The sequence below is a fragment of the Alteromonas sp. ASW11-130 genome (assembly GCF_026183735.1).
Taxonomy (GTDB): Bacteria; Pseudomonadota; Gammaproteobacteria; order Enterobacterales; family Alteromonadaceae; genus Alteromonas.
The window spans coordinates 221,309-235,430 of sequence record NZ_JAPFRE010000027.1 but is presented as its reverse complement, the minus strand read 5'-3'; the positions used below and the strand labels follow the sequence as shown (position 1 = coordinate 235,430).

The window sequence follows — 14,122 nt, the reverse complement described above, 5'->3', positions numbered from 1 at the left end:
GCGACTTGATTCAAAGTGCTGATATTATAGGCCGAATATCAGCGTAATGAGAATGAAACGCAAATTAAATTACGTTTCATCTCAGTGTTCTATAGGGAATATCCCTTAAACATCCAGTAAAAGACGTGCTGGGTCTTCCAGCATTTCTTTAACTGTAACCAGAAATCCTACCGACTCTTTACCATCGATGATCCTGTGATCATAAGAAAGAGCTAAGTACATCATAGGAAGAATTTCCACTTTACCATTCACCGCCATAGGACGATCCTGGATTTTGTGCATACCCAAAATTGCGCTCTGTGGAGGATTGATGATAGGCGTTGACATTAACGAGCCAAATACGCCGCCATTAGTAATGGTAAAGTTACCGCCTTGCAACTCTGCCATAGACAACTTGCCATCACGCCCTTTAAGCGCAAGCTCTTTAATGCCTTTTTCAATTCCTGCCATACCCAGAGAGTCGGTATCCTTTAACACTGGAGTCACCAAGCCTCTTGGTGTAGATACTGCAATCGAGATATCAAAGTAGTTGTGATAACAAATATCATCGCCATCGATAGAGGCGTTAACTTCTGGGAAGCGTTTGAGCGCTTCTGTTACCGCTTTGACGTAGAACGACATAAATCCAAGACGGATACCATGACGTTTTTCAAAACTTTCCTGATACTGCTTCCGCATATCCATTATAGGCTTCATGTTAACTTCATTGAAGGTAGTTAACATCGCAGTCGAGTTTTTCGCTTCCAATAAACGGTTTGCAATTGTCTTACGAAGACGCGTCATGGGGACACGTTTTTCGTTTCTTTCGCCCGTTGGTAAATTGGCTGTCGAGGTCTCAGCCTGGGAAGATACAGCTTTAGTCTCACCCTTATCAGACTTTAAGTGTTGCTCAACGTCTTCTTTGGTAATACGACCATTTTTACCACTTCCTTTGATTTTGGCAGGGTCTATCCCCTTCTCTGCTAATAGCCTTCTTACCGACGGGCTTAAAGCATCATTGTCATCATTCGTAGAAGTTTCAGCTTCTTCTGTAGTAACTGATGCATTGTCAGTACCTGATGCGCCGGATTTAAACTTACCAATAACCTCTTCAGCGCCAACAGTAGTACCTTCTTCTGCCAGTATTTCAGACACCACCCCATCTGCTGGCGCGACAACCTCAAGCACGACCTTGTCAGTTTCAATATCAACAAGATTTTGGTCGCGGCTAACTGATTCCCCCGGCTGAACATGCCAAGTAGCGATAGTCGCGTCAGCTACAGACTCAGGTAATACTGGAACCTTGATATCGGACTCTTTACCTTCGCTCTTAGCAGCTGGCTTCACCTCTGTTTTACTTTCACTCTTGCTATCGCTCTTACTAGACGCGTCAGATGGGGCCGATGACGTCGGCGTAGCTTTCCCATTTTCATCAAGCTTGGCGATAACCTGCTCACCTAGAACAGTTTCACCTTCTCCATCAATGATTTCACCAATAACACCGTCAGCAGGAGCTACTACTTCCAGTACAACCTTATCAGTTTCAATATCAACCAAATTCTGATCGCGTTTAACCGAATCACCAGCCTTAACATGCCAGGTTGCAATCGTGGCATCAGCAACTGACTCAGGTAGGACCGGAACTTTTATCTCTATTGTCATCATTGTTCCTTATTTAATCGTAAGTGCGTCTTCAACCAGCGCCTTTTGCTGCTGGTTGTGAACGGAAACATAACCCACTGCCGGCGATGCAGCAGCTTCTCGGCCTGCGTATCTTAATTGTGCCCCATCAGGTATGGCTTGCCAGAAATGGTGCTGACTGTTGTACCATGCCCCTTGGTTTTGCGGTTCTTCCTGACACCAGACCCAATCTTTCACATGGCTATAATTCGCAACAACTTGGGCACATTCTTCTTGTGGGAACGGATAAAGTTGTTCAAGTCGAATAATAGCCACATCGTTTTGTTCATTCTTGCGGCGCTGTTCAAGTAAATCGTAATACACTTTACCTGAACACATGACCACTCTTTTTACATCGTCTGGATTAAGAGCATCGATTTCACCAATTACATTGTGATAAACACCGTCGGACAATTCTTCTAACGTAGAAGTAGCTAGAGGATGTCTCAGTAATGATTTAGGCGACATAACAATCAAAGGTTTGCGCAGCGGGCGAAACACCTGACGACGCAACATGTTGAATACCTGAGCAGGCGTGGATGGAATACATACCTGCCAGTTATGATCTGCACAAAGCTGCAAGAAACGCTCTAATCGCGCTGAACTATGTTCAGGTCCTTGTCCCTCATAGCCGTGAGGTAACAAAACGGTAAGACCACACAAACGGCCCCATTTTGCTTCGCCTGAACTTAAAAACTGATCGAATACGACTTGCGCGCCATTAGCAAAATCACCAAACTGAGCTTCCCATATGGTCAAGCACCCAGGCTCTGCAGTGGCATAACCATATTCAAAGGCCATAACTGCCTCTTCAGATAGCACGGAGTCATAGATATCAATTTTGCCTTGGTTATCATGAATGTGCTGTAACGGCATCAAACATGAACCATCATTTTGATTATGTAAAACCGCGTGACGATGGAAGAAGGTCCCCCTGCCAGAATCTTGACCGGTTAGGCGAATTGCACTACCTGCATCGACTATAGCTGCATAGGCTAAGTTCTCTGCCATTCCCCAGTCAAGATTCTTCTCGCCGGCAACCATAGCTTTCCGATCTTGATAAAGCTTGTTTACGCGAGATTGGAGTTTAAAATCATCTGGATAAGATGTTATCGCCTTACCCAACTCTTTTAATTTTTCTACACTGATAGCGCTATCGTAGCCCACATCCCAGTCGTGGCCTAAGTATGGGCTCCAATCAACTGAGTGCTCAGTCATCGGACGCCATTCCTCTACGACACACGCTCCATGATCAAGGGCAGCTCTGTATTCGTCGGATAAGCGTTCGATCTCACGCGCTTCAATACTGCCTTCCGCAGTAAGTTGGTCAGCGTAAATTTGACGAGGAACCGGATGTTTTTTAATCTTTTGGTACATCAACGGTTGAGTCGCATTGGGCTCATCTGATTCATTGTGCCCATGACGTCGGTAACACACTAAATCAATAACTACGTCCCGCTTGAATTCGTTACGGTATGCTAGAGCAAGTTTGGTAACAAACAATACCGCTTCCGGGTCATCTGAATTAACATGGAAAATTGGCGCCTGCACCATTTTCGCAATATCAGTACAGTACTGAGTGGAACGGGTATCTTCCGTTTTCGAGGTAGTAAAGCCAACCTGGTTATTGATAACAATTCTTACCGTCCCCCCCACAGCAAAACCGCGGGTTTGCGACATATTGAATGTTTCTTGGACCACCCCTTGACCCGCAATAGCAGAATCACCATGAATGGTGATAGGTAAAACAGCGTTACTGTCGTTTTTGCGACGTTCCATGCGCGCTCTTACTGAGCCCATCACAACCGGATTAACTATTTCAAGATGAGATGGATTGAACGCTAGGGCCAGATGAACATTGCCGCCTGGAGTTGCGAAATCAGACGAGAAGCCAGCATGATATTTTACATCACCCGCCCCTAATGACTCATCATGTTTACCTGAGAACTCATCAAATAATACGGATGGGTTCTTACCCAACACATTTACCAGAACGTTTAACCGCCCCCGGTGAGCCATTCCAACCACAACTTCTTTTGTGCCAGCGGCTCCTGCTTCGGTGATAAGCCCTTTAAGCATAGGAATGAGAGAATCCCCCCCTTCCAACGAAAACCGTTTAGCACCGGGGAACTTTGAGTTCAAGTACTTCTCGATTCCGTCTGCTGCAATTAAACCCTTCAGAATTTGACGTTTTTCGTCTTTACTGATTTCAGGCTTAGCCTGCACAGATTCCAAATGCTGCTGTATCCAACGCTTTTGCTCTGTGTCAGTGATATGCATGTATTCAGCACCTACGCTTCCGCAATAAGTACGGTTAAGTGATTTAAACAAATCACCTAACGACATATTCTCTTGGCCAACGGCATAGGAGCCCACGTTGTAAACTGTATCAAAGTCACTTTCACTGAGTGAATGGTGAGATAACTCCAGATCACGTACTCGATCTTGCTTCCATAAACCTAACGGATCTAAGTTGGCATGCTGATGCCCTCTGAATCGGTAGGCGTTAATGAGCTGAAGTACCTTAACTTGCTTCTCATCCGTACCACCAGAGCTTATGGCTGGAGCACTACCCATACGCGCAACCGGACCTAACGAGGCCAGTTTTCGAAACTGTTCACGGATAGCAGTATGATTATCTTCCAGTTGAGTGCCTTCAACTTTTGGCAGACTATCGAATACCTGACGCCACGTCGAATCGACGCTTTGCGGATCTTCAAGATAAGCCTCGTATAACTCTTCAACATAAGGCGCATTAGCCCCTGCCATGTGTGAAGAGTCCCACCACGCTTTCATCACGCTGTCTTGCATTATTGTGCCTTGCTTCGTTAAAAACTTACTAATACGAGAAGTTCTAAGCGATTGTTTATATATTAAACAACCCTAATCCCTTAAACAAAAATAGCCATCCTTTACGGATGGCCATTTAGAGCATTACTACAATCAACACAAATGTTGAAAATGCTTAACTAAACAGCCCGTTGCAGAAGCATCGACTTAATGTGGCCGATTGCTTTTGTCGGGTTTAATCCTTTCGGACAAACGCTTACGCAATTCATGATGCTATGACAGCGAAATACGCTGAATGCATCATCTAGATCACTTAAACGCTCTTCGGTAGCCGTATCACGGCTATCCGCTAAAAAACGATACGCGTGCAACAAGCCTGCCGGTCCGATAAACTTGTCCGGGTTCCACCAGAACGATGGGCAAGAAGTTGAACAACATGCGCATAATATACATTCATACAGCCCATCAAGTTTAGCTCGTTCCTCGGGCGACTGTAGATACTCCCCCGCTGGCGGCTGCTTACTATCGTTAATAAGGAACGGTTTGACTTTCTCATACTGTGTATAGAATTGAGTCATGTCAATAACCAGATCACGCACTACCGGTAAACCTGGTAATGGGCGAAGAGTAATTTTACCGTTACCTAAAGCAGATAGCGGGGTAATACAAGCCAATCCGTTCTTACCATTCATATTGATGCCATCCGAACCGCAAACACCTTCACGGCACGAACGTCTAAACGATAACGTCGGATCTTGTTCTTTGAGTGCGATAAGGGCATCGAGCACCATCATGTCCTGCCCTTCATCCACCTCAAGCGTGTAATCCTGCATATGCGGTTTAGCATCTACGTCCGGATTGTAACGATATATAGAAAACGATAATTTCATGCTACTCACCCCTTATTAATATGACCGCACTTTTGGTGGGAAAGCTTCCCTCAATTTTGGCGACATATTGACTTCACGCTTAAGCATAGACTCTGTTTGTGGACGATAGATAGAATGACACAACCAATTATCATCATCCCGTTCAGGGAAATCGAAACGACTATGCGCACCACGACTTTCAGTGCGGTAATTAGCCGCAACCGCTGTACAATAAGCTGTTTCCATTAGGTTATCCAACTCTAAACATTCAATACGCTGGGTATTGAAATCTGAGCTTTTATCGTCCAAACGAGCGTGCTGTAAGCGTTCACGGATATCTTTTAGCTGTTTTAGGCCTTCGGCCATCGCATCGCCTTCACGGAATACAGAGAAATTAAGCTGCATGCACTCTTGCATGTCTTTCTTAATTTGAACAGGGTCTTCCCCTTTACCTTGCTCTGAATTTTCCCAACGATTGAAACGAGCCATCGCTTCATCGACATCCGATTCAGATGCATCCCTTGTCGAATCCATCTGACTAAGCGTTTCACCTAGGTGTAAACCTGTCGCACGGCCGAATACCACTAAATCGAGTAATGAGTTACCGCCTAAACGGTTAGCACCGTGAACTGAAACGCACGCGATCTCGCCACATGCAAATAACCCTTTAACGACCTGTTCTTCTCCGTTACCACCTATAGTAAGTGCCTGACCATGAACGTTGGTAGGTATCCCCCCCATCATATAATGACAAGTAGGAATCACCGGAATAGGTTCTTTTACTGGATCGACATGAGCAAATGTACGCGATAGTTCAAGAATGCCAGGAAGCCGAGACTCAAGCACTTCTTTACCTAAGTGATCGAGTTTCAATTTTATATGCGTCCCCCAAGGACCTTCACAACCACGGCCTTCGCGAATTTCCGTCATCATGGAACGGGCTACAACATCGCGACCTGCTAAATCTTTAGCATTTGGAGCATAACGCTCCATGAAACGTTCACCATCTTTGTTTAGCAGGTAACCGCCTTCTCCACGACAACCTTCCGTAACCAATGTGCCTGCGCCTGCTATGCCTGTAGGATGGAACTGCCACATTTCCATGTCCTGCATAGAAACGCCAGCTCTAATAGCCATACCAACACCATCGCCTGTATTAATGTGCGCATTTGTAGTTGATGCGAAAATTCGTCCCGCGCCGCCAGTAGCCAGTACGACTGCTCGCGATTTGAAGTAAACAACTTCGCCTGTTTCTATATCGATAGCAGTACAGCCGACAACATCGCCATCTTGGTTTTTGACTAAATCTAACGCATACCACTCACTGAACACTTTTGTTTTATTTTTTACATTTTGTTGGTACAAAAGATGTAGTAAGGCATGACCAGTTCGGTCGGCTGCTGCTGCTGTGCGCGCAGCTTGTTCACCACCGAAATTTTTAGACTGACCACCAAATGGACGCTGATATACTTTCCCATTCTCGAAACGAGAGAAGGGTAACCCCATATTCTCCATTTCAACAATAGCTTCAGGGCCGGTTTTGCACATATATTCGATGGCATCTTGGTCGCCGATATAATCTGAACCTTTCACCGTATCGTACATGTGCCATTCCCAATTATCTTCATGGGAGTTGCCAAGGGCCACAGTAATCCCCCCTTGTGCTGACACAGTATGAGAACGGGTTGGAAACACTTTAGATAAAAGTGCACAGGATTTGCCAGATTGAGATATTTGTAGAGCGGCTCGCATACCAGCTCCGCCGGCGCCGATTACAACGGCGTCAAACTCATGAACAGGTAACTTCATTTTAGACTCCCCACAATACGATTAAACCCACTACTACATAGGCGAATGCAATAATGTTTAAAATAAACTGTAATACTGCACGTAAAAAAGGTGCTTTTACGTAGTCAGTTAACACTTGCCACAGCCCAATACGCGAGTGAGTCATAATCGCAACAAGCGTGATTAGGGTAAATGCTTTCATAGCAATAGACGAAAATAGATCTTGCCACACTGCGTAAGTGATAGTTTCAGTCGAGAGAAAGAACCACCCTATAAAAATAACATAAGCAGCAATCAAAGCTGCGGTTGCGCGAATGGATACAAAGTCTTGAACGCCATTGCGCTTCATACTTGCCTTATTTGTTACCATAATGCAATTCCCCAAACGACAGTCAGAATAACCCAAAGCACCATAATAATTTTGGCGCTAAGATTACCTGAATGAATTTCTTCCCAATAGCCTGCTTCCATCACCACGTGACGAATGCCGCCAAGCAAATGGTATGTCAATGCCGATAGTGTGCCTATCGCTATCAGCTTTCCCCAAATGCCAGTAAGCGCTGTCTGCGCGTCTGCGAAACCTTCTGGAGAAGAAAGCGACACAGCCCAAGCACCAATTAAAAATAATAGTGCAAAGAACAAAGCGACACCGGTTATACGATGGAGAATTGACGAAATAGCAGCAGGAGGAAATTTAATGGTAGAAAGATCTAAATTTACTGGTCTTTGCTTTTTCACAATTTATGCCTGTTTAATCCGTAGGGACAATGAACCACTCTAAATTATCATATGTCCTGATTGAGTGATTCGGTTTTTATCTGTTAAGAGTCTCATCCATTAAGATGTTAACTATTTGTGAACATAATTTTACTTTATTTACAGTTACTCGCGTGGAGTCTCTGTCACACGCAGAGTATATCCAGCACATAGTATAATTACAATTTTTTGTGCCATATTAAGGTGTTACTTTGCGTATTGTGGCACAAAAAACGAGCATTGCTTGAAATCTCGCCAGAATTCGTCCCCATTGGCAAAATGTGAACGATCAATGAGAGCGTATTCCAACGCCCATTGTTGGTTCACTTCCCCTCTTTTTTATAACGATTATTGAACGAAAAAACGTATTTAACGAATAAACTAAAATCAATACAATTTTTTTAGCGTATTTATGTTATGCATATAGAATATTTATTGTGCATATTTGCATTTAAATTGACTTATCGGTGCATAATAAAGTAAATATACGCCACTTTTTCAAAGAAGCGGACATTTTCGTACCGTTTCGATGCAAACAGAACTATTCTGAGGAGAGCTTTTATGGCAGATCAGAAAGCCATTCTAACCGTGAACGGTAAAGAAATTGAGTTTCCGATTCACACCGGTACTGAGGGACAGGACGTAATAGATATACGTTCTCTGGGAGCGAATGGCTATTTTACTTTCGACCCTGGTTTTATGGCTACCGCTTCGTGCGAGTCAGCGATAACCTACATTGATGGGGCTGCTGGTGTATTACTTCACCGTGGTTATCCTATTGACGAATTAGCCAGGGATGCGGATTACCTTGAAGTATGCCATATGTTATTGCACGGCGAAGCACCCAGTACTGAAGAGTACGAAGAATTTAAGAACACTATCACACGACACACCATGGTTCATGAACAAATAAATATGTTTTTCCATGGGTTCAGAAACGATGCGCACCCAATGGCCATGCTATGCGGGACTGTAGGCGCTATGTCATCTTTCTACCATAGTGATTTAGATGTTTCTAATCCTGAGGAGCGTGTCCGAAGTGCACATCGTTTGATTGCGAAAATGCCAACATTGGTCGCGATGTGTTACAAATATAATGTCGGCCAACCTTTTGTTTACCCGAGAAATGACTTAAGTTACGCCGCAAACTTTTTAAACATGATGTTTTCTGTTCCTGCTGAAGAATACTCTATCAGCCCTGCGGTAGAACGCGCTATGGATAGGATCTTCACGTTACATGCTGACCATGAACAAAACGCATCTACGTCCACCGTGCGTTTAGCTGGCTCGTCTGGGGCTAATCCTTATGCTTGTATTGCCGCAGGTGTAGCCTCTTTATGGGGGCCTGCACATGGCGGTGCAAATGAAGCGTGTTTAAATATGCTTGAAGAAATTGGTAGCGTCGACCGTATTCCAGAATTCATAGAAAAAGCAAAAGACAAAAACGATCCTTTCCGCTTGATGGGTTTTGGCCATCGCGTTTATAAGAATCATGATCCTCGTGCAACGGTTATGCGTGAAAGCTGTCACGAAGTACTGGATGAATTAAAAATTGAAGACCCATTACTTGATGTAGCGATGGAACTTGAGCGAATCGCGTTGAATGATGCCTACTTCAAAGAAAAGAAATTGTTCCCGAACGTTGATTTTTATTCAGGAATCATTCTGAAAGCGATTGGTATCCCAACTAATATGTTTACCTGTATTTTCGCTTTATCGAGAACAGTAGGGTGGATTTCACACTGGCACGAAATGATGAGTGATCCCAAACAAAAAATTGGTCGTCCTCGCCAGCTATATACCGGCGAAAGTCAGCGTAAATTTAACCCTATTAAAAAGTAATCATTCTTTTTGAATTGAAATAGCGCCGTAAGGCGCTATTTTTTTATTTAGAGAATAAAGGGGAGTCACTCGTCTCTTATAATCGCGAGCAATTCAGCCGTTTTCTCTTCCATTAGCGGAATATCCCCTTTCGATTCGACATTAAGGCGTATTACTGGTTCGGTATTAGATTTACGTAAATTAAAACGCCAGGTGCCAAAGTCCAGTCCTATACCATCAGTTTCATCAATAGAGGTAGCATCAGTTTTGTATTTCGCTAGTACTCTTTCCAAGGCGGCATCTGCATCCTTTAATTTACTATTGATTTCACCGGACGAGGGGTAGAACTTAATTCTTTGTGACACCATTTCTGCAAGTGATTGTTTCTTGGTACACACTAACTCTGCGATCAAAAGCCATGGAATCATGCCCGAATCACAATATGCGAAATCCCTGAAGTAGTGATGTGCGCTCATTTCACCACCGTATATCGCATCCTCTTTTCGCATTCTTTCTTTAATGAAGGCATGGCCCGTTTTTGACTTGATGGGAATACCTTTTTTATTAGACACAATCGCTTCAGTATTCCAATACAAACGAGGATCGTAAATAATCGACGCGCCCTGCTCCTTTTCAAGAAATGCTTCTGCCAATAAACCAACGATATAGTATCCTTCAATAAAATTCCCTTGCGCATCGAATAGAAAGCACCGATCAAAATCACCATCCCAAGCAATACCAAAGTCGGCATTATGCCGAATTACTGCCTCCGCAGTATCTGCACGGTTTTCAGGTAACAACGGATTAGGGATACCATTTGGAAAATCGCTGTCTGGAGCGTGATTTACTTTGATAAACTCAATAGGAACGCTTTTTGATTTAAATGCCTGCTCGAACGCATCTAACGTTTTTCCAGCGGCTCCGTTGCCTGCGTTTACGACCAGTTTGAGGGGCGATAATTTCGATAAATCGACATAAGATAAAATGTGTTCAATATACTCATCCATCACTGACTTTTCGTCAAATCTACCCGTCTTGAACAACACTTCAGTTTCCACATGGGCTTTGCCCTTGATAAAAGCGTCACTGTTTACTAGTTTATCGTGGGAATAATATTTCAGTCGTTGTTCAACCTCGGCGGAGGGATAGGTTTCAGCTTTATCTTTGATCGCGTGAAGACCCGAATCACCACTAATAGGAACTGATTTGGCCTTAACCATTTTCATTCCATTGTAATTAATAGGATTATGGCTAGCAGTCACTTCGATCCCCCCGTCCACGTTCAGGTGGGAGGTGGCAAAATAAATTTCTTCAGTGCCCGTCATGCCAATATCGATAACGTGCGCTCCGCCATCCACAAGACCAGCGGATAATGCCAGTTTCAAGGGTGTAGATGTTTTCCGGATATCCCCCCCCACCACTACTGATTTTGCTGCTAATTCTTCTGCAAAAGCACGGCCTATTCGATAAGCGACTTCTTCATTTAACTGCGTATTCAACTCGCCTCTGACATCGTATGCTTTAAAACAAGTAATAGGGCTACTCACTTGCGTCTCCTTAATTAGTACGTCCATAACGGTCAGAGAACCGCACAATGTCGTCCTCACCCAAATAAGCGCCTGACTGAACCTCTATAAGCTCTAACGGTATTTTCCCTGGATTTTCAAGCGCATGAACGTGTCCAATTGGTATATAAACCGATTCATTTTCAGTAACAAGTTTTGTGTTTTCACCGATCGTTACTTTGGCCGTACCAGACACCACGATCCAATGCTCAGCCCGGTGATGATGCATTTGAACAGACAATTTCTCGCCAGGTTTGACGGCAATACGTTTTACTTGAAAACGCGCGCCATTGTCGATGCGGTCATAACTGCCCCATGGACGAAAAACTTCTCGATGGAACTCGAATTCCGGACGCTTTTCTTGTTTAAGTTTACTGACTACCTTTTTGATATCTTGCACTTTGTCTTTATGGGCAACCATGACCGCATCTTTTGTCTCTACGACCACAACATCATCGAGACCGATAACAGAAATTAGCCGCTCTTCAGCATTGATGTAGCTATTATTGACATCTTCTAAAATTGCATCCCCTACCACTACATTGCCGCTCGCGTCTTTATTTTCAGCCGTCTCCCAGAGTGAACTCCAACTGCCCACATCTGACCAACCTGCATCAAGGGGAACCATAGCTGCCATTTTGGTTTTTTCCATCACAGCGTAATCAATGGAGTCATCTGGACATTGACTAAATGTGTCAGAATCAATGCGGATAAAATCTAAATCTTTGGTTTCAGAATCGATAGCGTCGCGACATGCTTTTAAAATATCTGGCTGATACTTGCCTAGTTCCTCAATGTAACGGCTGGCCTTAAACATAAACATTCCGCTATTCCAGAAATACTGCTTAGACGCAACATATTTCGTAGCGGTCTCTAAAGCGGGTTTTTCAACAAACTCCTTCACTCGCATGCCACCATCAATGTGCTCTCCTGCACGTATGTAACCGTAACCAGTATGTGGCATATCTGGAACGATTCCGAAAGTGACTAAATAATCGTTTTGCGCTAACACGTCAGCCTGTTCAATTGCTCGGTGGAATGCTGAAACATTTTTAATTAAATGATCCGCCGCTAGAACTAGTAAGGTAGGATCTTCTCCATTTTTAATCGCGTGTAGTGCCGCAAGCGCGATTGCAGGTGCTGTATTTCGTCCCATCGGTTCAAGTAAGATGCCACCATGCTCAATATTTTGCTTACGAAGCTGCTCAGCTACTAAAAAGCGATGGCTATCATTGCAAATTACGATAGGCTTCTCTGCCCCCGTCCCGTTTAATCTTATAATTGTTTCTTGTAGCATTGTTTTGTCAGAAGTTAAGGACAAGAATTGTTTAGGTAATGCAGCACGAGATTTAGGCCACAAACGACTTCCGCTGCCGCCAGCTAATATAACCGGTTTCATTTACTTTCCTTTTTTGATTCTGGCTGGCTCAATTCTATTGAACCACTTATAGATTCAGGTAGTAACATCAATATACTGTCATTTTTTGCTTTTAGACTTAAGAAGACATAATTTCGTTTAGCTCAAACAAAAGCGAGTCGAAAGTCCTAGTTACTAGGAGGCGATTGCAAGCATAACTAACAGATTTGATACTACTTTTATGCGCTAAATTACAAAACTACATTAATTCAACTAAAAACACGAATAACGAGAGCTTTATGCAGAAACCATACCTCATAGTCTTAGCTTTGATATGTTTAAGCTTCAATTTAAGTATTATCAGGCCCGCCAAGGCGGAAAATGCACCGAATAATCAGCTATTAATCGGTACTAAAATAGCCCCGCCCTTTGTAATGAAAAATGATAACGGGGAGCTTTCAGGCTTAAGTATAGAACTGTGGGAGCAAATGGCAGCGCATCTCGACACAGAATACCAGTTTACAGAAGCCGATCTATCAACGCTTTTAAACGGGCTGAACGAGGAAGCTTTTGATATGTCTATTGCGGCGGTCACTGTCACTGCTGAACGCGAGCAGCAAATTGACTTTTCGCACCCCTATTTTACTACCGGGTTAGCCATAGCGGTGAAAGGGTCTGAGGGACGCTTAATGGCTGCTATTTCGCGTTTTTTCTCGTGGGAGTTTTTGGCTGCGTTAGGCGGGCTCTGTTTGTTGTTGTTTGCAGTGGGTACAATTTTGTGGCTGTTTGAACGAAGACAAAACAGTGAACAATTTGGCGGAGGGGCGTCAAAGGGATTAGGATCTAGCTTTTGGTGGGCCGCAGTAACTATGACAACGGTCGGTTACGGAGACAAGGCACCGATTACATTAGGTGGTAGAATCATCGGTTTTATTTGGATGTTTGCGGCCATTATTTTAATAAGTAGTTTTACTGCTGCTATTGCCACAAGTCTAACTGTGAGCCAACTTTCCGGTTCGGTCACAGGATTGGAAGATTTGCCTAGAGCGAAAGTAACTACCGTGGGCAACTCGGCTAGCGCCCGGTTTCTGGATGCTAACAAAATTGGCTACAAAAAAGCCGATAGCTTAGAAAATGCGCTTAACGCGCTTTCCGAAGGGAAAGTCGATGCAGTAGTCTATGATAAACCTATGCTTCAGTATTTAGTAAAAAACAACTTCTCTGAAGACTTATACATCTTGCCTGACACTATTGAGCGGCAAGATTATGCTATTGCTTTACCTGAAAACAGTGCTTGGCGAGAACGAGTAAATAATGCACTACTTACCGTCATCGAAAGTGAAAAGTGGAACGCCACAGTCGATAAATATTTAAGCACAGAAGAGTAAATTTTGACAAAAACCACCCGCTGTATCGTCGGTCAGTTTTTTGCTTACTGGCAGAGCTTTGTGGGTAGATGCTATGCTTTCTCGTAAACATGCCTACGAAATAGTGGACGCGCCTCTTTTCCTTTCGGG

10 protein-coding genes are annotated in these 14,122 nt (G+C 43.7%); 2 read left to right on the top strand and 8 right to left on the bottom strand.

Going from position 1 to position 14,122, the window contains the following annotated elements; genetic code table 11:
• Window positions 1-105: 105 nt before the first annotated feature.
• From odhB to sdhC, 6 genes are all read right to left on the bottom strand, one after another.
• Complete coding sequence (gene odhB / locus OPS28_RS10205; RefSeq protein ID WP_265609349.1) at window positions 106-1,641, bottom strand: 2-oxoglutarate dehydrogenase complex dihydrolipoyllysine-residue succinyltransferase; 1,536 nt, start codon at window positions 1,639-1,641, stop codon at window positions 106-108.
• A 9-nt stretch (window positions 1,642-1,650) separates the two neighbouring features.
• Complete coding sequence (locus OPS28_RS10200) at window positions 1,651-4,470, bottom strand: 2-oxoglutarate dehydrogenase E1 component (RefSeq protein WP_265609348.1); 2,820 nt, start codon at window positions 4,468-4,470, stop codon at window positions 1,651-1,653.
• Between the two features lie 158 nt (window positions 4,471-4,628).
• Complete coding sequence (locus OPS28_RS10195; protein ID WP_265609347.1) at window positions 4,629-5,339, bottom strand: succinate dehydrogenase iron-sulfur subunit; 711 nt, start codon at window positions 5,337-5,339, stop codon at window positions 4,629-4,631.
• 15 nt (window positions 5,340-5,354) lie between these two features.
• Window positions 5,355-7,127, bottom strand: a complete 1,773-nt coding sequence (gene sdhA / locus OPS28_RS10190) for a succinate dehydrogenase flavoprotein subunit (RefSeq protein ID WP_265609346.1) — start codon at window positions 7,125-7,127, stop codon at window positions 5,355-5,357.
• Window position 7,128: 1 nt separating this feature from the next.
• Window positions 7,129-7,476, bottom strand: coding sequence for a succinate dehydrogenase, hydrophobic membrane anchor protein (sdhD, locus tag OPS28_RS10185; protein WP_265609345.1), 348 nt, complete (start codon window positions 7,474-7,476; stop codon window positions 7,129-7,131).
• Complete coding sequence (gene sdhC / locus OPS28_RS10180) at window positions 7,470-7,844, bottom strand: succinate dehydrogenase, cytochrome b556 subunit (RefSeq protein WP_265609344.1); 375 nt, start codon at window positions 7,842-7,844, stop codon at window positions 7,470-7,472. Before sdhC ends, sdhD begins: the two co-directional genes overlap by 7 nt.
• A gap of 579 nt (window positions 7,845-8,423) precedes the next feature.
• Between sdhC and OPS28_RS10175 the strand changes: the two genes are divergently transcribed.
• Entirely contained in the window at window positions 8,424-9,704 is a 1,281-nt protein-coding gene (locus OPS28_RS10175; RefSeq protein WP_265609343.1) for a citrate synthase, read from the top strand.
• A gap of 65 nt (window positions 9,705-9,769) precedes the next feature.
• On the opposite strand, the gene OPS28_RS10170 is transcribed toward OPS28_RS10175, so the two are convergent.
• Both OPS28_RS10170 and OPS28_RS10165 read right to left on the bottom strand, forming a co-directional pair.
• The gene (locus OPS28_RS10170; RefSeq protein ID WP_332017752.1) at window positions 9,770-11,230 is read right to left on the bottom strand and encodes a phosphomannomutase CpsG; all 1,461 of its coding nucleotides are present in this window, start codon (window positions 11,228-11,230) and stop codon (window positions 9,770-9,772) included.
• Window positions 11,231-11,240: 10 nt separating this feature from the next.
• Window positions 11,241-12,647: a mannose-1-phosphate guanylyltransferase/mannose-6-phosphate isomerase gene (locus tag OPS28_RS10165; RefSeq protein ID WP_265609341.1), complete on the bottom strand. Its 1,407-nt coding sequence runs from the start codon at window positions 12,645-12,647 to the stop codon at window positions 11,241-11,243.
• Window positions 12,648-12,904: 257 nt separating this feature from the next.
• On the opposite strand from OPS28_RS10165, the gene OPS28_RS10160 reads away from it, so the two are divergent.
• On the top strand, window positions 12,905-13,993 hold the full coding sequence (locus tag OPS28_RS10160; RefSeq protein ID WP_265609340.1) for a transporter substrate-binding domain-containing protein: 1,089 nt from the start codon (window positions 12,905-12,907) through the stop codon (window positions 13,991-13,993).
• Window positions 13,994-14,122: the final 129 nt, after the last annotated feature.

Excerpts from the sequence above, each read along its gene's own strand:
- OPS28_RS10195 (WP_265609347.1), bottom strand. The coding sequence starts at position 5,339 with ATGAAATTATCGTTTTCTATATATCGTTACAATCCGGACGTAGATGCT.
- OPS28_RS10200 (WP_265609348.1), bottom strand. The coding sequence starts at position 4,470 with ATGCAAGACAGCGTGATGAAAGCGTGGTGGGACTCTTCACACATGGCA.
- odhB (WP_265609349.1), bottom strand. The coding sequence starts at position 1,641 with ATGACAATAGAGATAAAAGTTCCGGTCCTACCTGAGTCAGTTGCTGAT.
- sdhD (WP_265609345.1), bottom strand. The coding sequence starts at position 7,476 with ATGGTAACAAATAAGGCAAGTATGAAGCGCAATGGCGTTCAAGACTTT.
- OPS28_RS10165 (WP_265609341.1), bottom strand. The coding sequence starts at position 12,647 with ATGAAACCGGTTATATTAGCTGGCGGCAGCGGAAGTCGTTTGTGGCCT.
- OPS28_RS10160 (WP_265609340.1), top strand. The coding sequence starts at position 12,905 with ATGCAGAAACCATACCTCATAGTCTTAGCTTTGATATGTTTAAGCTTC.
- OPS28_RS10175 (WP_265609343.1), top strand. The coding sequence starts at position 8,424 with ATGGCAGATCAGAAAGCCATTCTAACCGTGAACGGTAAAGAAATTGAG.
- sdhA (WP_265609346.1), bottom strand. The coding sequence starts at position 7,127 with ATGAAGTTACCTGTTCATGAGTTTGACGCCGTTGTAATCGGCGCCGGC.